This is a genomic window from Bradyrhizobium liaoningense (genome assembly GCF_018130955.1).
Classification (GTDB): Bacteria; Pseudomonadota; Alphaproteobacteria; order Rhizobiales; family Xanthobacteraceae; genus Bradyrhizobium; species Bradyrhizobium liaoningense_C.
On the sequence record NZ_JAFCJM010000004.1, the window covers coordinates 101,174 to 121,086 of the forward strand.

The window sequence follows — 19,913 nt, forward strand, 5'->3', positions numbered from 1 at the left end:
CCAGTCGCCGTCCGCAGCTTGATTTGGATCAAGATGGCTGCGCAAGGGTGGCGACTACGCTCGTTGCGATCCAGACGAAGGCGCCGCCGTGAAGACACTTCGCCAGCTCCTGTCCGCAGAGGAGGTCATCCAGCTCGTGATCCGGCTCGGATTGCTGGCGCTCTTGATCCTGTGGACCTTCGTCATCATCAAGCCCTTTGTGCCGATCCTGACCTGGGCGGCGGTGCTTGCGGTTGCGTTCTACCCCGCCTTTAGTTGGCTCGCCAAATGGCTTGGCGGCCGCCCCCGGACGGCGGCGGTCCTTCTCACCTTGGTCACGCTCGGGATCGTGATAGGGCCGGCGACCTGGCTCGGTTTGAGCGCAGTCGAGGGGGTCAAGGATCTCGCGAGCCAGATCGGCACCGGCGACCTCGTGCTTCAGGCGCCACCGGAGCAAATCAAGACCTGGCCGCTGATTGGTCCGCAGCTCTATGAGCTTTGGCATCAGGCAAACACCAACATCCGGGCCGTGCTGCGCGAGATTGCCCCATATCTGAAGCCGCTGGCGGGGACGATGCTCTCGCTCGCCGGCGATGCCGGCGTCGGCACGCTGCAATTTCTCGTGTCGGTCCTGGTGATGGGCTTCCTGTTTCCGTTCGGGCCGCAGCTCGTGGCCGCCGGCCGGGGTTTTTTGTTCCGGATCATCCCCGAGCAGAGCGAGCATTTCCTTGAACTCGCCGGCGCGACCATCCGCGCCGTCGCTCAAGGCGTGATCGGCGTTGCCGTCATCCAATCGCTGCTCGCCGGTATCGGGTTCAAGCTGGCCGGCGTTCCGAGCGCCGGTCTGGCCGCCTTCATCGCGCTGTTGTTATCGATCGTGCAGATCGGTCCGACCCCCGTGCTGTTGCCCGTGATCGTCTGGATCTGGATGGACAAGGACGTCACCACGGCGCTGCTGTTCACGGTCTTTTTCGTCATCGTCGGTCTCCTCGACAATATCCTGAAACCGCTGGTCATGGGGCGCGGCCTGACCACGCCGACGCTCGTGATCCTGGTCGGCGTGATCGGCGGAACGCTGGCGCACGGAATAGTCGGCCTCTTCATCGGTCCGATCATCCTGTCGGTTGCCTGGGAACTGGCGGTCGCCTGGATCCGCATCGACCGCGCGGGATCCGCGCCGCAGGTCATCGCCGACCGTTGACCTATGTCAACGTTGGCAAGGTCAGAGCCTCCTTGAATGATTTCGCGCGGGCGACGAGGTCAAAACATGTCGATGGAAAACGTGAAACTTCCCGAAGGCCCCATGTCGGGCCTGGTCGCGTCGGCCGTGGAGTACATGGTCGATGCGGGACAGCGCAGCGTGCTGTTTCTGGACATCATGCGCCGGCGGGGCGACCAGTACCGGGAGCACGTCGCGCAAACCGCGCCGCACGTCCTGCAATATTCCGCCGAACTGATCATGGACGGCCGCAAGCTCGACGAGCCCGTCAATTACGCGCTGGTGCGCATCATTCCGCCCGACAACGTCGAGATCGACATGAACCGGCGGCCGTTCGTCGTGGTCGATCCCCGCGCGGGCCACGGTCCCGGCATCGGCGGCTTCAAGGCGGACAGCGAGATCGGCGTGGCGATGAAGGCGGGGCATCCCTGCTATTTCATCGGATTCTTGCCGGAGCCGATGCCCGGACAGACCATCGAGCGCATCGCGCGCGCCGAAGCCCTGTTCGTCGAGAAAGTCATCAGCCGTCACCCGGACGCCGACGGCAAGCCTTGCGTGATCGGCAATTGCCAGGCCGGATGGGCGGTGATGATCCTGGCGTCGCTGCGCCCCGAGTTGTTCGGGCCGATCATCATCGCCGGTGCGCCGCTGGCCTATTGGGAGGGCGTACACGGAAAATATCCGATGCGCTATTCGGGCGGGCTGTTGGGCGGGAGCTGGCTGACTGCGCTGACCTCCGATCTCGGCGCCGGCAAGTTCGACGGTGCCTGGCTGGTGCAGAACTTCGAAAACCAGAACCCGTCGAACACGCTCTGGACCAAGCAATATAATGTGTATTCGAAGGTCGACACCGAAGCGGACCGCTATCTCGAATTCGAGCGCTGGTGGGGCGGTCACGTCAACCTGAACGCCGAGGAGATCCAGTTCATCGTCGACGAATTGTTCGTGGGCAACAATCTCGCCGCCGGCAAGATCGAGATGTCCGACGGAAAGAAGGTCGACCTGCGCAACATCCGCTCGCCGATCGTCGTGTTCTGCTCCGAGGGCGACAACGTCACGCCGCCCCAGCAGGCCCTCAACTGGATCCTCGATTGCTATGCCGATGTCGACGAGATCAGGGCCTATGGGCAGACCATCGTCTACACCGTGCACAAGAGCATCGGTCATCTCGGCATCTTCGTGTCCGGCGGCGTCGCCAAGAAGGAGCATGCCGAATTCTCCAGCAATATCGACCTGATCGACGTTCTGCCTCCCGGCCTGTATGAGGCGACGTTCGAGGCAAAGGGCGAGGAGACTGCGAGTTCCGATCTCGTCGTCGGCCAATGGGTGATGCGCTGCGAGGCGCGGACGCTGGACGACATCCGTGCCATGGGCGGCAACTCGCCCGAGGACGAGCGGCGCTTTGCTGCCGCCAAGCGCGTCTCGGAGATCAATCTCGCGGCCTATCAGAAATTCGTCCAGCCCTGGATCAAGGGCATGGTGACGCCGCAGATGGCCGAGTGGGCCCACAACATGCATCCGCTGCGGCTGCAGTACGAAATTTTCAGCAGCCAGAATCCCTATATGGCGACGGTGAAGTCCTTGGCCGAGAAGGCCGACGAGAATCGCAAGCCGGTGTCGTCGAACAATCCCTTCCTGGCGTTCCAGGAACAGATGTCGAAGCAGATCGTTCACGCCCTGGATAGCTGGCGCGATTCGCAGGAAGCTTTGAGCGAAGCGATCTTCCTCAACGTCTATGGTTCGCCTGCGCTGCAGGCGGCGGTCGGGATCGATCCGAATTCCGCGCCGTCTCGCCAGCGTGAGATGTCCGCCGAGCACCGCGCCTTGCTCGAGAAACGGATCGGCGAACTGAAGGCGCGGATCGGCGAGGGCGGTCTTCGCGAGGCGGCGTTGCGCGCTCTGCTCGATGTCGGGTCGGCACGCGGGATGGTCGATGAACGAAGCATCGAGGCCTTGCGCCAGATCCGTCGCGAGCATGGCGGCGCGCGCATGACGCTGCCCGAGTTCAAGATGCTGGTGCGCGAGCAGTTCTTCATGCTGCTGCTTGATCGGGATGCGGCGCTGGCCGCTATTCCGAAGCTGTTGCCCGACGACGTCAATCTCCGCCGCGCCGCTTTTGAGGCGATCCGGCAGGTGCTGTCCGCGAGCGAGGACATCACGGGCGAGCGGGCGAACCGTCTGCGTCAGGTTGCAGGGCTGTTTGGCATCGATGCCGCGGAGGGTTCCGAGAGGACGTCGAACGTCGCCCCCTTCGACCCGAAGGCGAAGGCGTCGTAACGCGCTTTGGAAGGATCGGGAGCAACATCATGTCAGCAAATGCGGCCACCACGCAGTCTCCCAGCAAATATGATCGACTGATCGCGGCGGCGAAGGCCATCCCGCCGACGACCACCGTGGTCGTGCATCCCTGCGACGAGACATCGCTGCGCGGCGCCGTCGACAGCGCGAGTGCCGGCATCATCCGGCCCCTGCTGGTCGGCCCCGAGCGGAAGATCAGGGATACCGCCGCCAAGTTCGGACTGGACATCGCCGGCTATGAGATCGTCGACGCCGCCCACAGCGACGATGCCGCCGCGAAGGGCGTCGAGATCATCCACGCCGCCCGGGGCGAACTGCTCATGAAGGGCAGCCTGCACACGGATGAGCTGATGCGGGCCGTGACGGCGAAGGTCGGCGGCTTGCGCACAGACCGCCGCATCAGCCATGTCTTTGTCATGGACGTGCCGGCCTATGCCGAGACCATCTTCGTCACGGATGCCGCGATCAATATCTTTCCCGATCTCGACGCCAAGCGCGACATCATCCAGAACGCGATCGACCTCTACAACCATGCCGGTTTCGGCAAAGCACCCCGTGTCGCCATCCTGTCCGCCGTCGAGACGGTGACGTCGAAAATCCCCTCCACGATCGAGGCCGCGGCACTCTGCAAGATGGCCGACCGCGGGCAGATCACCGGCGGCGTGCTCGATGGACCGCTGGCCTTCGACAATGCGATCGACGTCGAGTCCGCGCGGATCAAGGGTATCAAATCCGAGGTCGCCGGGCGTGCGCAGATCCTCGTCGTGCCGGACCTGGAAGCGGGCAACATGCTCGCCAAGAACCTCTCCTATTTCGCCAAGGCCGATAGTGCGGGCATCGTGCTCGGCGCGCGCGTGCCGGTCGTCCTGACCTCGCGTGCGGACAGCCCGCGGGCGCGGATGGCGTCCTGCGCGGTCGCTGCGCTCTATGCTCATGCTCGGCGTCAGAAGGCGCCGACAGTTGCGGCGTGACCACCATGGACACCATCCTCGTCATCAACGCCGGCTCGTCCAGCGTCAAGTTCCAGGTCTTCGCGATCGAGGGTGAGGGAAGGCTTCGCCGGCTGATCAAGGGACAGATGGACGGCATCGGCAGCCGTCCGCGCCTGCGGGCGAGCGGGGCGACCGGGGATCCGATGGCCGATCGGGCCTACCCGATCGAAGCCATTCCGGACGTTCCGGCCGCGATGGACGTGACGGGCGAATGGCTCAGGAACGAGGCTCGCATTCATCCGCTCGCCGTCGGGCACCGGGTCGTGCATGGCGGGCCGGACTATGAGCGGCCGGTTCTGATCGACCATGGCGTGGTGGCGCGGCTGGAGCGCTTCGTGACGCTGGCGCCGCTGCACCAGCCGCATAATCTGGCGCCGATCCGCTCGATCCTGACCAATTTGCCGACGCTGCCGCAGGTCGCCTGCTTCGACACCGCGTTCCATCGCACGCACGGCCCGCTTGCCGACCACTACGCGATTCCGCACCAGCTCCACGCCGAAGGCGTCCGGCGTTACGGATTTCACGGGCTCTCCTATGAATACATCTCCAAGACCCTGCCGCAGATCGCGCCTGATATCGCGAAGCGCCGGGTGATCGTTGCCCATCTCGGCAGCGGCGCCTCGATGTGCGCGATGAAGGGCGGACAGAGCGTCGAGAGCACCATGGGATTTACCGCGCTCGATGGGTTGCCGATGGGCACGCGTCCCGGCCAGCTCGATCCGGGCGTCGTGTTGTACCTGATGTCCGAGAAGGGCATGTCGGCAGCAAAGGTGCAGGATTTCCTCTATCGCGACTGCGGATTGAAGGGCCTTTCCGGCGTCAGCAACGACATGCGCGAACTGGAGGCGAGCGCTGATCCGCGCGCCAGGCTGGCGGTCGACTACTTCGTCTACCGCATCGGTCTTGCCGCCGGAATGCTGGCGGCCGCGCTCCAGGGCCTCGACGCCTTCGTCTTCACCGCCGGCATTGGCGAGAATTCGGCCGGGATTCGCGCGCGCGTGGCGGAGCAGCTCGGCTGGCTCGGCGTCGTGCTCGACGCGGCCGAGAACGAACGCCATTCCCGGCTGATATCGCGCCCAAGCAGTCTCATTCCTGTCTACGTCGTGCCGACCGACGAGGAACTGATGATCGCGCAGCATACGCTATCGCTGCTGATGAACGGCCACTCGCCCAACCCCAGACATGAGAGGGTGTCATGATCCCCGTATTCCCGGATAGCAAGGTCGCCCTGAAGGGTAAGAAGGGCCTGGTGGTCGGCATCGCCAACGACCAGTCGATCGCCTGGGGCTGCGCAAGGGCGTTTCGCGCGCTCGGCGCCGAGCTCGCCGTCACTTATCTCAACGATCGCGCCAGGAAACACGTTGAGCCGTTGGCGCAGGCGCTGGAGGCGCCGATCTTCATGCCGCTCGACGTCATGGTCGAAGGCCAGACGGAAGCGGTGTTCGAACGCATTGCGAAAGAATGGGGACAGCTCGATTTCATGCTGCACTCCATCGCCTTCTCGCCGAAGGAGGCGCTGCACGGCCGCGTCGTGGATGTGAACCGCGATGGCTTCCTCAAGACAATGGACGTCTCCTGCTGGTCGTTCATGCGGATGGCGCATCTCGCCGAGCCCTTGATGAAGAACGGCGGCACGTTGTTCACCATGACCTATTACGGCAGCCAGATGGTGGTCGAGAACTACAACGTGATGGGCGTGGCCAAGGCGGCGCTCGAGGCCTCTGTCCGCTATATCGCGGCCGAGTTCGGGCCGAAGGGCATCCGCGTCCACGCGATCTCGCCCGGACCGCTCGCCACCCGTGCGGCGTCAGGTATCCCCGAATTCGATGAGCTGATGGACAAGGCGCAGTCGAAGGCACCGTCGCGCAGCCTCGTCAGCATCGACGACGTCGGCAATGCCACCGCGTTCCTGGCGCTCGACGGCGCCAAGCTGATCACGGGCGGTGTGCTCTATATCGACGGCGGCTATCACATCATCGACTGAGCGCACTCAACGGTAATGCAGGCCGATCAGCTCTGCGACGCAGGCGGGCTTTTTGCCGCCTTCGATCTCGATCACGAGATGGTAGTTGACGCGCAGGCCGTCCGGCGGCACGTCCTCGGCTTCTGCGATCGTAACGCGGCCGCGCAGTTTCGAGCCGGCGGGGACAGGCGCCAGATAGCGGATGCGGTCGGCGCCATAATTCAGCGTGTTACGCAGGCCCTTCAGGCCGATCACCGAACGGATGAACATCGGTGCCAGCGCGAGCGACAACAGCCCGTGGGCGATGGTCTTGCCGCCGGGCATCTCCTGCTTGGCGCGTTCCTGGTCGACATGAATCCATTGCTCGTCGCAGGTCGCATCGGCGAACTTGTTGATGCGGTCCTGCGTGATCTCGATCCAGTCGCTGGCGCCGATCTCGGTACCGACGGCGGATTTGATCTCGTTGAAGTCGCCAAATATTCGCATGGTCGGAACCTCGTCAGAGCTTCATTTCCGGGACAGTGTCGGGAACGGCAAGCTCAGCTTCCGTCACCGCCATGACCTCACCGACGCTGACGCCAGGCGCGGTTTCAAGCAGCGTCGCCTTGCCGTCGGGAAAGCCGATGACCGCCATGTCGGTCACGACCAGATTGACGGGGCGCGCCGAGGTCAGGGGCAGGGTGCATTTGGCGACGATCTTCGATTTGCCCTTGGCGGCGTGCTGCATGGCAACGATGACGCGCTTGGCGCCGGTGACGAGGTCCATGGCGCCGCCCATGCCCGGCACCATCTTGCCGGGGATCATCCAGTTGGCGAGAAGGCCGTGTGCGTCGACCTGGAGCCCGCCGAGCACGGTCACGTCGACATGACCGCCGCGGATCAGTCCGAACGACATCGCACTGTCGAACGTGCTGGCGCCCGGCAGCGCGCTGATCGGCCGGCCGCCGGCGTCCGTCAGCGTCGGATGCGCCATGCCTTGCTCAGGAATCGGCCCGGTGCCGATCAGTCCGTTCTCGGATTGAAAGAACACTTTCAGGTCCGACGGCACGTAGTTTGCGACCAGCGTCGGAATGCCAATGCCGAGATTGACGAGGTTGCCGCTCTTCAATTCCTTGGCGACGCGCCGGGCGATGATGATCTGCGGATCCATGGTCTCACCCGTTCGTAATGAGGTAGTCGACGAGCGGCGCCGGCGTCACGACGTGGTCGGGCGCGATTACGCCGACGGGGACGATGTTCTCTGCCGTGACGATGACGGTATCCGCGGCCATCGCCATGACAGGGTTGAAGTTGCGGGAGGTCAGTGCGTAAGCGAGGTTGCCGAGATAGTCGGCGAGGAAGGCGTGCACCAGCGCGAACTGCGCCCGCAGCGCCGTCTCCAGCAGGAACGGCTTGCCGTCGACTTCGATCTGGCGCTTGCCTTCCGCGACCAGCGTGCCGACCCCCGTCGGCGTCAGCACGCCGCCAAGGCCGCATCCGCCCGCTCGGATACGTTCGACGAAAGTGCCTTGCGGCACGAGATTGACGGCGATCTGGTTCGCCAGCATCTGCTGCTGCGCCTTCGGATTGAGGCCGATATGCGTTGCGGTCAGTTTCGAGACCAGCGCCGCGTCGAACAGCTTGCCGACGCCCTTGCCGGGCGTGGCGGCGTCGTTGCAGATCAGGGTCAGGCCGGTCTTCTTCTGCCGGACGATTTCGTCGAGCAGGCGCTCCGGTGTTCCGACAGCCATGAAGCCGCCGACCATCACGCTGGCGCCTGGCGGAATCATCGCAACAGCTTCTTCGACGGAAACGGCCTTCATGATTGAAACTCCCGGTCAGCCGAGGATCGGCGCTAGGGGGCAGTATTGGAATGTTGGCGGCCGGCGATAGTGCTCCTTTGATTTGCATCAAGGCTTCAGATCATTCCGACCGCGGCAGGTCGATGCCGATGCTTTCGAGCGTCTCGCGCCAGAGCTTGCGGACGCCGGTGTGGCGCTTTTCGAGCGTCGCGCTGACGGCGTCGCGATAGGGTGCAAGTTCGGCGCCCTTGAGGAAGAGGATCTGCGCCTGCAACAGTCGGCCGCTCTCGAACTCGATGCGGCGGAGCGCCATGACAAACGGATCCTGCGCATTGGAGTCCACCGGCAGCAGCGCGGCCGGCCGGATACCTGCATGCACGGCATGGGCAAGCGTTGCGAGGTGAACGGCTTGCGCGAGGGGACGGTCTGCGATTCCCTCGATCGGTGTAGGCAGCCAGGCGGTCTCCCAGGATGCGACCATTTGGGCCAAGGCAATATCGGGCACCCAGGAGGTCGCGCGCATCAGTAGCGAGACGATCTCCGTTTCACGATAGAACTGTGCGTTCAATTCGGTCTGCCAAGCGGCATCGAGCTTGAGCGGCAGGGTGAAGGCGAACTGCCGGGCAAGCGCGCCATGCGCCGAGATCAGGAACGCCGCGACCAGCGTCTGCTGACGCGGCGGGACGCGGCCGCCGGGATCAAGGGGACCCAGGAATCCGCTCATGGCTGCGTCCTCCTGACCGGGATCGCACGCAGATGATCGTAGCCGGCGGGAAACGGCGCGAGCTCACCGCCGGGCTCGTCCGGTGCGACCCAGACGGCTTGGTTTCCCTGCCAGCGGCCCGCCAGGACGTCATCGGCGAAGCGTGCGAGCAGGTCGGCGGTGAGCGCGCCCTTCTCCAGCGTGAAGGCGTGATAGGCTTTTGGAATGATCACCAGCGCGCTGTTGGGGATTTCGACGCGCAGGGTCTCGTGCAAATGGCGCGGCGTCAGGAAGTCGAACTCGCCGTTGAGGATCATTGTCGGCACTGATATCGCGGACAGGCGCGGCGTGAGCGGCTGGAAGTCGAGGAACGATTCCATCAGGTTCTGGAGCGCGTAGACGTCGTTGACCAGCCAGCCCTGGCGCTTGACGCTGTCGAGCTTGTCGAGCAGCGGCTTTAACCATTGGTCCGACAGGTTCATCGGCAACAGCAGATCCTGGAGGTAGCCGGTGCCGCCGAGGATCAGTCCGGTCCGCAAGGCATTGCCGATCAGTAGAAGTTGAGGCGAAAGCTCGGCAAAGCAGCTCATTGGCACGAGGCCCGCAATGTGCTCGCCATGCTCGATGGCATAGCGCAGCGCGATCAGGCCGCCAAAGCTGATGCCGCTCAGGAAGATCGGGCCATCGCCGAGCTCGCCGATCAAAAGATGCAGCGCGGTCACCTGGTCGTCCTGGCTGATGAAGAGCGTCGGCTTGTCGGAGGCTCCCTGTCCCAGCAGGTCGAAGGTTGCGACGCGAAAGCCACGCGCCAGCAGGGCCTCGCGATAGGCGGCCCAGAGCTCGGAATATTGCGTGAGTCCGTTCACCAGCACAAAAGCGGGCGCGTCCGCCGGCCCGTCGAGCTCATAGCGTATCCGATACGAGCCGTGGCTGAGAAAGGGCATCGCGCAAAACTACCGGCGTTCTGGTGTCTGCGATCCTCGACCTCCATGATCGGATTCCATTGAGTTAGATCAAAGCTTCCCCGGTTGTCCTTTCTAGCGTTTCAAAAATTGCGCCAGGGAGGAGTTCGTCATGACCGGGACAGATTTCTTGAAGCGTTGCTTCGTCAGCCTGATCGTATTGCTCGTCGGCACCGCTCTCGCAGTCGCACAACCCTTCACCCGCCGATCCTCGCAGGTGAAGCATGACGAGCTGAAGAAGACGTATGAGATCGCCAACTTCCGCCTCGGCGGGAAGTACGACCTCGCCAATCCCTCCAAATGGGAGAATGGCGGGGAGGGCGGCGTCACGCTGGAATCGCTCGGGGCCGGGAAGCTGCGCACGGCCTATATCGCGATCGGCAACGCGCGGCGCAACGCGGCCGGCGAGATCACCAACGCCGTCGTGATCAATTCCTACTATTCCGGTGATTCCACCGACATGTACGAGCAGTGGGTCGTTGGTGCCCCGCTGTCCGGCAGCGTACCGATTATCGGCCCGGGCCGGCCAATCGATACCGACAAGTACTACATCATCATGGTCGATCCGCTGGGGACCTGGGGTGCCAGCAAGCCGTCGGACGGCCTCGGCATCAAGTTTCCGCAGTACAGCTACTTTGACATGGTGCAGGCCAACTACCGCCTGCTGCGCGACGGGCTGAAGGTCGCGCGTGTGGCACTGGTGGCCGGCGTTTCCATGGGCGGCACGCAGACTTATGTCTGGGGCGTGATGCATCCGGAATATGTGAGCGCCTTGATGCCGATTGGCGGCACCACGCAGTCGGACGGCGATGACCCCGTCGGCAACTGGACCTTCCAGATGATGACGGCCGCGATCGAGTCCGACCCGGTCTGGCAGTCGACCAAGGGCGACTATTACAAGCTGCCCAAGGAGAAGCATCCGGTGCCGGGCGTTGCCTTCGGCTGGTCTATCCTGGGCATGACCGGCTACGACTTTTCCTATCGCACGACCCAGAACTGGGCCGCAGTGCAGCCTGAAATCTTCTACTGGGATTCCCCGAACGAGAAGGCCGGTTTGAACGTCATCAATCGCGCCAAGCTCTATGACGCCGTCGATCTTGTCTGGCGCAACCGGGTCGGCGAGACCCATAACATCAATCCCTATCTCGGCCGTATCCAGGCGCGCACGCTGGTGATGCACATCACCAACGACCTCTGGCTGAACTTCAAGCTGGCGCAGAAGGCCGTCGATCGCGTGCCCGGCGCCGACCTGATCGCGCAGGAAAGCCCGGTCGCGCATTACGGCGTGTTCCCGATCATCAACCAGCGCAAGAACGATCCGAAATTCGTCGCCTTCATGGACGACGTCGCGGCTCTCGATCGCGCGCAAAAATTCGTTGACAAGAACTATCGCGTACCTGGCGTTGCCGAGAAGATCGATCCGAACAAATCCTTCTGGAAGGAGGCCGTGACCTATCCCTATCCGGTCAAATTCGCCAACGCCAAGGATGCTCGCGGCAATTCCTGGCAGATCGGCTACATGGATGAGTATGCCGGCACCGACAGGGATCCGAAGGTGCTCGTCATCATCCACGGCAAGGGTGCCTTTGGCGGCCATTACGGCAACGTCATGCAGTACGCGCTGCGTAGCGGGCTGCGCGTGATCGTGCCCGACCTGCCGCATTACGGCATGTCCGGTCCCGGCAATCTCGACAAGAGCCCGGCGCGTACCATGCAGGACATGCGCGAGGTCATCTACGACCTCGTGGTCAACCAGCTCGGCGTCAAGAAGGCTGTCTATCTCGGCCACTCGCTCGGCGGTCAGTTCGTCGTGGGCTACGCCCTGACCTGGCCGGACGCGGTGCAGAGCCTCGCGCTCGAGGCGCCGTCCGGTCTCGAGGAATATCCGCGCGAGATCACCATCGCCAAGGACAAGAAGGCGCCGCTGTTCGAGCAGGGCCTCGGCCGCGACTTTGACAAGTGGAAGCAGGTCTGGGACCAGACCGGCATCCTGGCCGCGGAGAAGGCCCGCGACGAACAGAGCGTGCGCGACTTTTTCTACTTCAAGAAGCGCGACCCGAATACCGGCGTGGTGTCGGCAGCGAAGAGCGGCTACTTCTTCAACGATAGCGAATATGCCCGCTTCCACACCGAGCAGCGTGTCGGGCTCATCACGGGCAACCCGAAGGAGCTCGAACAGTGGTGCAACGTCTTCATCTTCGACATCTACACGATCGGCGCCGAGCTTCAGCAGGATGACCCGAAGAACCTTTACGAACGGGTCACCCAGATCAAGGCGCCGATCTTCCTGGCGTTCGGCGACAAGGAGCCGTTCATCCCGACGCCCGCATTCAACGGGCTGACGGATCTCGGGCGCGACGTCATCACGCCGTTCATGACGCGCATGACCAATGCCGGCAACCGGCCGATGCTCAAGATCTACCCGGAGACCGGACACTTCATCCACACCGACAATCCGGTCGAGTATTCCGCCGACGTTGTGGACTTCGTGACCAAGGGAACGGTCGATACTTCATCGCCGCAGGGCACCGATCGTATGATCAAGGGCGCAGTGGCGTCGGCCATCCCGGTCGCACCGACACCGCCCGGCGCGGCGCCGACGGCCGGTCTCAACAAATAGGACCGGTTCATGCCGAGGGTGCAGGCGGGAGAGGTACAGCTGGGCTGGCGAGAGTGGGGACAAGGCGACGTCACCGTCGTCTTCATCCACGGCAATCTCGCTAGCAAGGACTGGATCGAGCTCGCCGCGCCGCTGTTCCCCTCGGGCCTGCGTGTGATCGGCATCGACTGGCGCGGCTGCGGCGACAGCGACCGGCCGAAGGCCGCGGCGGACTATTCCAACTACTCGATGCAGCAGCATGCCGAGGACATGCTGACAGCGCTGGATACGCTCGATATCAAGTACTGCCACCTCGCAACGCACTCGACCGGCGGCATCATTGCCGCACGCATGTTGCTGATGCAGCCGCAGCGCTTCGGTCGCGTGTTCGCGCTCGATCCGGTGACCCCGCTCGGCATGGCCTTCAACGCCGACCAGATCGGGTTGTTCAGGGCCATGATGGCCAGTAAGGAACTGACGCGGACCGTGATGGCGACCGCGGCCACGTCCCTGTTCGTCCCGGAGAGCATGGCGCCGAATGCGGTCCCGCGGTTCCGCGAGGGCCTCGGCGAGATCCAGGCCTTGTTTGACCGGATCATCGAGCAGACCTTTGGTGTCTCCGAGGGCATCTGGATCGGGACGCCGGTCAACCTCACCCGGGAGAAGGAAAGCCGCGAACTGGAGCGGCGCATGCCGGACATCGGACATTCGCATCTGGTGCTGTGGGGCGAATGGGACGGCTGGATTCCGCCGACCGACCTCCGCGCCATGGCCGAGGCGATGCCGGATTGCCGGCTGGTGATCGTGCCCCGGGTCGGGCACTCGATGAATCTCGAGCTGCCGGCGCTCTATGCCGGCTATTTTGGAGCCTGGTTCGGGGGGCTCGCTGCATAACCCAAAGGGAGTAGTGCCATGGTTGAGATCAATCCGTCCGCCGAAAACGTCCGCACGATGCTTGCCGAGGCGCTCGGGCGCATACGCAAGGCCAACGCTGAGTATTTCGATCTGCTGGAAAAAGGCCTCAGCTCCTCGCCCTTGCCGATCGCCGGCCAGGCCAAGGAGTTCTGCGCCCACATGCAGCGCAACGTGACTGCGACATTCGATCTCGGCGACAGGCTCATCCAGGCCAAGGACATGCAGGACGCCCTCAAGATCCAGTCGGACTTCTTCCAGGACCAGATGCGCACGCTCACCGATCAGGCCAAGAACATGGGCGAGTCGGCCATGAAGGCGGCGACCGGCATGTTCGGCCAAAAGAGCTAGGTTGAGAGGCCCGAGAGGAGAAGCTCATGGCTGAAATAAAGAAGCTCTCGGCCGAAAAGGCGCTCGAGAAAATCCGCAGCAGCGATCAGGAGGCGTCCAAGGACCAGCGGCGCGATGACAAGATGGATGCGCTGAACGAGGAGATCAAGCGCATGAAGGCACAACGCATGCGCCTCGATCGCAAGCGTGACTGAACTGATCGGGTTCGGGGGAGCCCGCGGGTTTGGCCGACCTTGCGTTGACCATCGCAACGAGTTCACATTGGAGCCGTCGTCGACCTCAACCCGACGACGGCTTTTTCACGGGGGGACAATGGCACTCCAATTCCTCGTCGGCACCGTCGTCAGCCTCATCAACATCATGATCCATGCGCTGGTGACGATCGGCGCCATTGACGTCGCCCGAGCGGCGGGGCTTCGCCACACGGTACGGCCGCGTTTGCATCTGATGACCGTGATGGCAGGGACCGCCGCGGCGCTGATGGTGGCGCACACGCTCGAGATCCTGGTCTGGGCGCTGGCCTATTGGACGATCGGTGCGACACCGCCCGGCAGTGAGGTGTTCTATTTCACGTTCGTGAACTACACCACGCTCGGCTACGGCGACATCACCCCGGTCGAGACGTGGCGCCTGACGGGGCCGATGGCCGCAATGAACGGCATCCTGCTGTTCGGCTGGTCGACAGCGGTCCTGTTCGAAGTCTTGCGCAAGACGCTGGAGCATCTCGCTGCGATCGACGCGCCCGGCTTCAGTTCTGAAGATCGAGGCTAGCGAGCTGCTGCCGGTCCAGCAGCACGATCTGGCGCTGGTTGTTGCCGATGAAGCCGAGCGTGCCGAGCTCGTGCAAATGCGAGATCGCGCGCGAGACGGTCTCCAGCGTCAGGCCGAGATAGTCGGCAATGTCGCGCCGTGACATCGGCAGTGCCATGACGCCTGCGGCCGTCAGCCGCTTGTCCATCTCGAGCAGGAAAGCGGCGACCCGCTCCAGCGACGTCTTCCGCCCCAGCAGCAGCATGTGGTCCTCCGCATGCTGGAGATTGGTCGTGGTCATGCTGAGCAGGTTCTTGGCGACCATGGCATCGCTCTCGGCCACGGTCTCGAGGCTTTGCCGCCGGATCAGGCGAACGGTCGTGTCGATGATGGCTTCCGCTGTGAAACGATGCGCGCTGCCGTTCTCCAGCCCGAAGATGTCGCCGGCGAGATGAAACGCGCCAATCTGGCGGCGTCCGTCGGAGAGCAGCTTGTAGCTCCTGACCGCGCCGGTCTTGACCTGATAGACGTACTCGGCCGGCTCCTTTTCGCCGTAGATCTCGTTGCCCTTTTTGTAAGTAAATTCGTTCAAACTGACCAACGGATTCGAATCGCTGGTCATGCCGAGGTCATTGAGCGAATTGGGGCGGGGAAGCGGGTCGGTCGTGACGCGTACGAACATGGGCCAACTCCTCAACGTCGATCGCTGAATTGGTCTTGAGCGAATATTCATTGCGAGGAGTGCGCCGCGCTGTCCCACTCTCGCCGAGGTTGATCTACGACGGAGGTCGGTTTTTTAACCATTGTCTCTAGGGGCATTGTACCAAGGGACAGGACGGCAATATCTTGCACGCAGTGAGAAGACCTTCGCGCCGCTGGAATGCATCTTCGTATCGCTGTTGTTTCAATTTGCGGAGTGTTCGTTATGCCCGGTACCATTCATAAGGACGGTCCCGTAGCGTCTCGAACGGACCAGGATATCGAAAATCCCGCGGAACCCACCGCGGCAAAGAGGTGAAATTGCCCGGCCTTATCCACGTGGTCGACGACGATGCATCGTTCCGGACGGCGATGGAACGCCGTCTGAAGCTCGCCGGCTATGACGTCGCGACGTATGCGGCGGCGCAAGAGCTGCTCGACCGGCTGCCCGACGACGACAAGCCCGGATGTATTTTGCTTGACGTGCAGATACCGGGGCTGAGCGGCCCCGAGCTGCAGAGCCGTTTGATCGAGCTCGGCTCGACGCTTCCAATCGTCTTTCTCACCGGCCATGCCGATACGCCGACCACCGTCCGGGCCATCAAGGCGGGCGCTGAGGACTTTCTGACCAAGCCGGTGTCGTCGGAGCAATTGATCGATGCGATCGAGCGCGCATTGGCGCGGCAGGCGACCTCGCTGAGCCAGCGCAGCAGGCTCGATGGTTTCCGTACGCTTCTAGCCCTGCTGACGCCGCGCGAGCGCCAGGTGTTCGACCTGATCGTACGCGGCAGAATCAACAAGCAGATCGCCTATGAGCTCGGCACGACCGAGCGCACGGTGAAGGCGCACCGCCACCAGGTGATGGAGAAGATGCAGGCCCGTTCGCTTGCGGAGCTCGTTTCGATCGCGGAGCGGCTGGGAATACTCGATGCAAACGACGGAACGCGTGGCTGATTGATCGTCGGTCGCGTTGTCAGCTCCCTGTAAGCCGGACCTGTCCGAAGGGACAATATGAAACTGTGTTGACAGAGCGTTGATGAGAGCGCGGCACTGACGCCTCAACTTGTCGGACGCGTTGCCCGGTCAATCCGCTCAGTCAACAAGAAGGCCATCCATCTTGTCGACACGCAGGTCAGTCTTCGTCATCGACGACGATACATCGATGCGCATGAGCATCAAGCGGCTGCTGCGCGAGCACGGTTTCAGCACGCTGCTGTTCGGCTCGGCGACTGCGCTCGTCGACCATGGCAGTTTCGACGAGGCCGTCTGTCTCATCATCGACATCAATCTGAGCGATCAGTCGGGGATCGAGCTGCGCCGGCGGCTTGCGCATGATGGCGTTACGGCGCCGGTCATCTATATCACCGGCAATGACAGTCCGGCGAACCGCGCGGCCGCGCTCGAGTCGGGATGCGTCGCCTATTTGACCAAGCCGTTCGCGGCGCATGCCTTGATCGGATCGATCGAGCGGGCCTGCGCCGGCGTCAACTAACTCATTCGTCGACGTCCTGCTGCATCGTCTTCGCTGGCGGGCCCTTGCGTGCGGACGCGAATTGCGCGAGCGGCAGCGTTGTCGTCAACGACAGAAGATTGGAATCGACGACCTCCAGAACGAGTGCCTTCCCCGATTCCATGTCCTTGATTAATTTCGAGTCGGCCACATCACCGGCAATGCAGGCATTGGTGAGGCACCAGGTGTACGGCACCTGATGAGGGCTGCCCTGGTCCACGGTCAGCTTGACCGCGTGTTGCAGATGCATGCCGACGGGCACGAACAATTGCAGCCGTGCGGTCTTGCTGTCCTCGCGCTCGATCAGGTCGATGCGCACCGCCATCTGTCCGGTCGGAAACCTGCCGGTGATCGACGTTCGGCATAGGGTCGGCGCGCCGCCCGGCTTGAAGCAGAGTTTTTGCCAATCTCCATAAGTAATGTCCTTTGCCTCGCGTGGTCCGCGCGCTGCCACCTCGGCGGGCTTGGCAACTTGCGACTTTTCGCGCGCCACAGCTCCAGTGATCGGGGTTACGCCGAAGACAGCTGCGAGCAGCAGACCCGGCAGGCAGTGACGGATATCGACCATGGTTAGCCTCCAGACATCGCCTGCGCGCTCACTTCTGCGCGTCGAGAAATTTCGAGACCAGCGGGGACCAGATCGGGACCGCGTCCGGCGAGCCGATGAAGAAATGTCCTTCATTCCCGAACGGCGGCATCAGATGATATTCGGCCTTGCCGCCGGCGGCGCTGAAGGCCTCGTGCATGCGCTTGGAGAGGGCGGGGCCAAAGAACGTATCGTTGTCGATGTAGATCCACAGCATTGGCACGCGTGAGGTGCGGCCGAAATCCGCAGTCGCCTCGACCAGCTTGTCGGGCGCGCAATTGTTGTTGGGCTTGCCGCCGACCCGACCACCGCGACCGGCCGCGAAGATGATGATCGCCTTGACTGGCGGCGGATTGAGGCTGGATAGCGCGATCGCGGCCCAGCCACCTGCGGATTGCCCGACCACGATGACGTCCTTTGGCACGATCCGCTTCTCGGCGGCCAGGAAGTCGATGATCCAGAGATCGACCTGCGCTACGGCGCGGCCTGCGTCATGGAAGTTCGGATTGGTGCACTTGCCGACCTTGGAGAAGAACGGGCCATAGATGCCGCGTTCGGGGATGTCGAGGGCGGATGCGCCATAGCCGGTGCCGACCGGCGCCACCACGAAATAGCCGCGCCGGGCGAACCATTTGGCGGCGTCACGGAATTCCACCAGCGGAAAGAAGCTGCGGTCGGTCGGATTGAGCGAGACGCCGTGGTTCATGATGACAAGCGGAAACGGACCGTCGCCCACGGGCCGTGCCACGTAGCCGAACATCGGCAACGGCAGCGCCAGCGCCCAGATCTCCTCCTGGATACGGGTGGTATCCGCCTTGTCCTCGGCGCGCGCCGGCGCGGCAATCAGGACGAGAAGTGCGGTCAGCCAGCGGAGAATGTGAGCAAACCGCATCGGCACCTCCGTCAGCCGGTGTAGGTGGCGGCCACGATGATCGGGCCGAGCACGGTCAGGATCACGTTTCCGACGGCATAAGGCACGGCAACGCCGAGCACCGGCGTCTGGCTCTCGGCGACCTCGCAGGCACCGTTCACGGCGGCATCGACGGTCATTGCGCCGGCCAGCGCACCGCACGTGACGACCGGGTTCATGCGCAGCACGTAATAGGCAAACAGCGTCGCGACGACCAGCGGCACGATGGTGATGACAAGACCCATGCCGACCAGCAGCAGGCCATGGGCCTGGATCGCGGCCCAGGCGGCGGCACCATTGCCGAGCCCGATGGCTGCGATGAAGCCGCCGAGTCCGAGATCGCTTAGTGTCTGCTGCGCAGCGGGCGGCAACGCGCCCATCGTCGGCCGGCGCGAGCGCAGATACCCGCAGACGAGACCCGCGATCAGCGCACCGCCGCCGCCGCCGAGCGTCAGCGCGACGCCGCCGACCTTGAAGCTGACGAGGCCGGCGAGCAGACCAATGGCAATACCGGCGGCGAGGAAGGCGATATCGGCGCGGTCGCCGGCGCGCAGGATCTGGCCGACATTCGCTGCGGCCCGCTCGATGTTCCGGGTGCTGCCGACCAGCGTCATGACGTCGCCAACATAGACTCGCGTATCGGCGCTCAGGGGAACCTCGCGGCCCATCCGCGTCAGCGCACGCAGGAAGACGCCGCGCGCATTGCCGCCGACGCGTTCGGCGACGTCCTTGATGGAACGGCCGTGGAGGTTCGGGCTGTCGACCAGTACCTCGATCACGTTGCCGGGGATCGCCTTGAGGATTTCGTCGGCGTCGATCTCGGTACCGATGAGCGGCTTTGCAGCAACGATGGCTGCGGTGCGTCCGGCGATGACGACGTTGTCGCCGGCCTCAAGCACGGTGTCCAGATGCGGCTCGACGTCGATTCCTTGGCGCACAATGCGCTCGACGACCGTGCGGCTGCCGATCTCCTCTTCGATCGACCTGACGGTGCGGCCCGCAGCCGCTGAAACGAGATAGGCACGCGCCTGGAATTTTCGGTAGGAAAGATTCTCGGTTTGCGGCGTCTCGCCGCCGGAGAGCTCCGCCTCCAGCTTCTTTGCTTCGACCTTGAGATCGATCCGCATCAGTTTTGGCGCGACGAACGGCACGAACAGCAGCGTCAGGATATAGCCGAGCACATAGGTGACGGCGTAGCCGGCCGCGATGTTGGCCTCCTGCTGCTTCAACAACTCGCTCGGCAGGCCGAGTTGCGCCAGCGCGCCGGATGCGGTGCCGATCACGGAGGATTGCGTCAGGGCGCCTGCGGCGATGCCGGACGCGGTGCCCGGGTCGAGCTTGAAGCTGAAAGCGAACGCAAGGACGATGAGGAGTCCCGTGCCGCCCATCACGAGCGCCATCGCGACCTGCGCCAACGTGCGGATGCTAAGCGAGGCAAAAAACTCGGGCCCCGACCGGTAGCCGATCGTGAACACGAACAGGCTGAACAGGATCGCCCTGAGGATTGGCGGGAAGGCAAAGCCCCCGAGCTGCCCGATCAGCACGGAAACGATCAGGATGCAGGCCGTGGTGCCGATTGCGAAACCGCGGACCTTCACGCGCCCCAGGATCGTGCCGATGGCAACGGCCAGCAGCAGAAAGATCTCCGGAGCCGCGGAGATGATCCACCTGAGAGTATCCATGGTCGCATCTTCCCCCG

General features: G+C 63.5%; 21 protein-coding genes. 12 read left to right on the forward strand and 9 right to left on the reverse strand.

The genetic code is table 11. From position 1 onward, the window contains the following. The first annotated feature begins 88 nt into the window (after positions 1–88). From JQ632_RS04705 to fabI, 5 genes are all read left to right on the forward strand, one after another. Positions 89–1,180: an AI-2E family transporter gene (locus JQ632_RS04705; protein ID WP_212401118.1), complete on the forward strand. Its 1,092-nt coding sequence runs from the start codon at positions 89–91 to the stop codon at positions 1,178–1,180. Positions 1,181–1,246: 66 nt separating this feature from the next. Beyond that, positions 1,247–3,475: a DUF3141 domain-containing protein gene (locus JQ632_RS04710; RefSeq protein WP_212401119.1), complete on the forward strand. Its 2,229-nt coding sequence runs from the start codon at positions 1,247–1,249 to the stop codon at positions 3,473–3,475. Positions 3,476–3,504: 29 nt separating this feature from the next. Further along, on the forward strand, positions 3,505–4,467 hold the full coding sequence (locus JQ632_RS04715) for a phosphate acetyltransferase (RefSeq protein ID WP_212401120.1): 963 nt from the start codon (positions 3,505–3,507) through the stop codon (positions 4,465–4,467). 5 nt (positions 4,468–4,472) lie between these two features. Then, entirely contained in the window at positions 4,473–5,687 is a 1,215-nt protein-coding gene (locus JQ632_RS04720; RefSeq protein WP_212401244.1) for an acetate/propionate family kinase, read from the forward strand. After that, positions 5,684–6,472 (forward strand): enoyl-ACP reductase FabI, encoded by a 789-nt coding sequence (gene fabI / locus JQ632_RS04725; RefSeq protein ID WP_212401121.1) that lies wholly within the window; start codon positions 5,684–5,686, stop codon positions 6,470–6,472. The genes JQ632_RS04720 and fabI overlap by 4 nt, the downstream gene beginning before the upstream one ends. Positions 6,473–6,478: 6 nt before the next feature. Here the strand turns inward: fabI and JQ632_RS04730 are convergent, their stop codons facing one another. The 5 genes from JQ632_RS04730 to JQ632_RS04750 all read right to left on the reverse strand — a co-directional run bounded on the left by JQ632_RS04730 (position 6,479) and on the right by JQ632_RS04750 (position 9,879). Beyond that, complete coding sequence (locus JQ632_RS04730; protein ID WP_212401122.1) at positions 6,479–6,937, reverse strand: MaoC family dehydratase; 459 nt, start codon at positions 6,935–6,937, stop codon at positions 6,479–6,481. Positions 6,938–6,950: 13 nt separating this feature from the next. After that, positions 6,951–7,601, reverse strand: a complete 651-nt coding sequence (locus JQ632_RS04735; protein WP_212401123.1) for a 3-oxoacid CoA-transferase subunit B — start codon at positions 7,599–7,601, stop codon at positions 6,951–6,953. Positions 7,602–7,605: 4 nt separating this feature from the next. Further along, complete coding sequence (locus JQ632_RS04740) at positions 7,606–8,253, reverse strand: CoA transferase subunit A (protein WP_212401124.1); 648 nt, start codon at positions 8,251–8,253, stop codon at positions 7,606–7,608. Between the two features lie 100 nt (positions 8,254–8,353). Further along, the gene (locus JQ632_RS04745; protein WP_212401125.1) at positions 8,354–8,956 is read right to left on the reverse strand and encodes a hypothetical protein; all 603 of its coding nucleotides are present in this window, start codon (positions 8,954–8,956) and stop codon (positions 8,354–8,356) included. After that, positions 8,953–9,879 (reverse strand): alpha/beta fold hydrolase, encoded by a 927-nt coding sequence (locus JQ632_RS04750; protein WP_212401126.1) that lies wholly within the window; start codon positions 9,877–9,879, stop codon positions 8,953–8,955. Before JQ632_RS04750 ends, JQ632_RS04745 begins: the two co-directional genes overlap by 4 nt. 130 nt (positions 9,880–10,009) lie before the next feature. On the opposite strand from JQ632_RS04750, the gene JQ632_RS04755 reads away from it, so the two are divergent. The 5 genes from JQ632_RS04755 to JQ632_RS04775 all read left to right on the forward strand — a co-directional run bounded on the left by JQ632_RS04755 (position 10,010) and on the right by JQ632_RS04775 (position 14,530). Next, on the forward strand, positions 10,010–12,517 hold the full coding sequence (locus JQ632_RS04755; RefSeq protein WP_212401127.1) for an alpha/beta hydrolase: 2,508 nt from the start codon (positions 10,010–10,012) through the stop codon (positions 12,515–12,517). Positions 12,518–12,526: 9 nt separating this feature from the next. Continuing rightward, entirely contained in the window at positions 12,527–13,390 is an 864-nt protein-coding gene (locus JQ632_RS04760) for an alpha/beta fold hydrolase (RefSeq protein WP_212401128.1), read from the forward strand. 18 nt (positions 13,391–13,408) lie between these two features. Beyond that, positions 13,409–13,759 carry a phasin gene (locus JQ632_RS04765; RefSeq protein WP_212401129.1) on the forward strand — a complete coding sequence of 117 codons (351 nt, stop codon included), beginning with the start codon at positions 13,409–13,411 and terminating at the stop codon, positions 13,757–13,759. Between the two features lie 26 nt (positions 13,760–13,785). Beyond that, the gene (locus JQ632_RS04770) at positions 13,786–13,953 is read left to right on the forward strand and encodes a hypothetical protein (RefSeq protein ID WP_212401130.1); all 168 of its coding nucleotides are present in this window, start codon (positions 13,786–13,788) and stop codon (positions 13,951–13,953) included. Positions 13,954–14,071: 118 nt separating this feature from the next. Next, entirely contained in the window at positions 14,072–14,530 is a 459-nt protein-coding gene (locus JQ632_RS04775; protein WP_212401131.1) for a potassium channel family protein, read from the forward strand. On the opposite strand, the gene JQ632_RS04780 is transcribed toward JQ632_RS04775, so the two are convergent. Beyond that, positions 14,508–15,191: a helix-turn-helix domain-containing protein gene (locus tag JQ632_RS04780; protein WP_212401132.1), complete on the reverse strand. Its 684-nt coding sequence runs from the start codon at positions 15,189–15,191 to the stop codon at positions 14,508–14,510. The two genes, JQ632_RS04775 and JQ632_RS04780, sit on opposite strands and share 23 nt — an antisense overlap. A gap of 338 nt (positions 15,192–15,529) precedes the next feature. Between JQ632_RS04780 and JQ632_RS04785 the strand changes: the two genes are divergently transcribed. Together JQ632_RS04785 and JQ632_RS04790 are read left to right on the forward strand one after the other, a co-directional pair. Continuing rightward, on the forward strand, positions 15,530–16,162 hold the full coding sequence (locus JQ632_RS04785; RefSeq protein ID WP_212401133.1) for a response regulator transcription factor: 633 nt from the start codon (positions 15,530–15,532) through the stop codon (positions 16,160–16,162). A 163-nt stretch (positions 16,163–16,325) separates the two neighbouring features. Next, a complete protein-coding gene (locus tag JQ632_RS04790; protein ID WP_212401134.1) occupies positions 16,326–16,700 on the forward strand; it encodes a response regulator transcription factor in 375 nt (124 codons plus the stop codon). A gap of 1 nt (position 16,701) precedes the next feature. Here the strand turns inward: JQ632_RS04790 and JQ632_RS04795 are convergent, their stop codons facing one another. From JQ632_RS04795 to JQ632_RS04805, 3 genes are read right to left on the reverse strand one after another with little or no spacing between them, the layout of a single operon-like run. Next, entirely contained in the window at positions 16,702–17,286 is a 585-nt protein-coding gene (locus JQ632_RS04795) for an invasion associated locus B family protein (RefSeq protein WP_212401135.1), read from the reverse strand. A 28-nt stretch (positions 17,287–17,314) separates the two neighbouring features. Beyond that, positions 17,315–18,196: a S9 family peptidase gene (locus JQ632_RS04800; RefSeq protein ID WP_212401136.1), complete on the reverse strand. Its 882-nt coding sequence runs from the start codon at positions 18,194–18,196 to the stop codon at positions 17,315–17,317. A gap of 11 nt (positions 18,197–18,207) precedes the next feature. Further along, positions 18,208–19,896, reverse strand: a complete 1,689-nt coding sequence (locus JQ632_RS04805; RefSeq protein ID WP_212401137.1) for an aspartate:alanine exchanger family transporter — start codon at positions 19,894–19,896, stop codon at positions 18,208–18,210. Positions 19,897–19,913: the final 17 nt, after the last annotated feature.

Excerpts from the sequence above, each read along its gene's own strand:
- JQ632_RS04710 (WP_212401119.1), top strand. The coding sequence starts at position 1,247 with ATGTCGATGGAAAACGTGAAACTTCCCGAAGGCCCCATGTCGGGCCTG.
- JQ632_RS04715 (WP_212401120.1), top strand. The coding sequence starts at position 3,505 with ATGTCAGCAAATGCGGCCACCACGCAGTCTCCCAGCAAATATGATCGA.
- JQ632_RS04720 (WP_212401244.1), top strand. The coding sequence starts at position 4,473 with ATGGACACCATCCTCGTCATCAACGCCGGCTCGTCCAGCGTCAAGTTC.
- fabI (WP_212401121.1), top strand. The coding sequence starts at position 5,684 with ATGATCCCCGTATTCCCGGATAGCAAGGTCGCCCTGAAGGGTAAGAAG.
- JQ632_RS04730 (WP_212401122.1), bottom strand. The coding sequence starts at position 6,937 with ATGCGAATATTTGGCGACTTCAACGAGATCAAATCCGCCGTCGGTACC.
- JQ632_RS04735 (WP_212401123.1), bottom strand. The coding sequence starts at position 7,601 with ATGGATCCGCAGATCATCATCGCCCGGCGCGTCGCCAAGGAATTGAAG.
- JQ632_RS04740 (WP_212401124.1), bottom strand. The coding sequence starts at position 8,253 with ATGAAGGCCGTTTCCGTCGAAGAAGCTGTTGCGATGATTCCGCCAGGC.
- JQ632_RS04745 (WP_212401125.1), bottom strand. The coding sequence starts at position 8,956 with ATGAGCGGATTCCTGGGTCCCCTTGATCCCGGCGGCCGCGTCCCGCCG.
- JQ632_RS04750 (WP_212401126.1), bottom strand. The coding sequence starts at position 9,879 with ATGCCCTTTCTCAGCCACGGCTCGTATCGGATACGCTATGAGCTCGAC.
- JQ632_RS04755 (WP_212401127.1), top strand. The coding sequence starts at position 10,010 with ATGACCGGGACAGATTTCTTGAAGCGTTGCTTCGTCAGCCTGATCGTA.
- JQ632_RS04760 (WP_212401128.1), top strand. The coding sequence starts at position 12,527 with ATGCCGAGGGTGCAGGCGGGAGAGGTACAGCTGGGCTGGCGAGAGTGG.
- JQ632_RS04765 (WP_212401129.1), top strand. The coding sequence starts at position 13,409 with ATGGTTGAGATCAATCCGTCCGCCGAAAACGTCCGCACGATGCTTGCC.
- JQ632_RS04770 (WP_212401130.1), top strand. The coding sequence starts at position 13,786 with ATGGCTGAAATAAAGAAGCTCTCGGCCGAAAAGGCGCTCGAGAAAATC.
- JQ632_RS04775 (WP_212401131.1), top strand. The coding sequence starts at position 14,072 with ATGGCACTCCAATTCCTCGTCGGCACCGTCGTCAGCCTCATCAACATC.
- JQ632_RS04780 (WP_212401132.1), bottom strand. The coding sequence starts at position 15,191 with ATGTTCGTACGCGTCACGACCGACCCGCTTCCCCGCCCCAATTCGCTC.
- JQ632_RS04795 (WP_212401135.1), bottom strand. The coding sequence starts at position 17,286 with ATGGTCGATATCCGTCACTGCCTGCCGGGTCTGCTGCTCGCAGCTGTC.
- JQ632_RS04800 (WP_212401136.1), bottom strand. The coding sequence starts at position 18,196 with ATGCGGTTTGCTCACATTCTCCGCTGGCTGACCGCACTTCTCGTCCTG.
- JQ632_RS04805 (WP_212401137.1), bottom strand. The coding sequence starts at position 19,896 with ATGGATACTCTCAGGTGGATCATCTCCGCGGCTCCGGAGATCTTTCTG.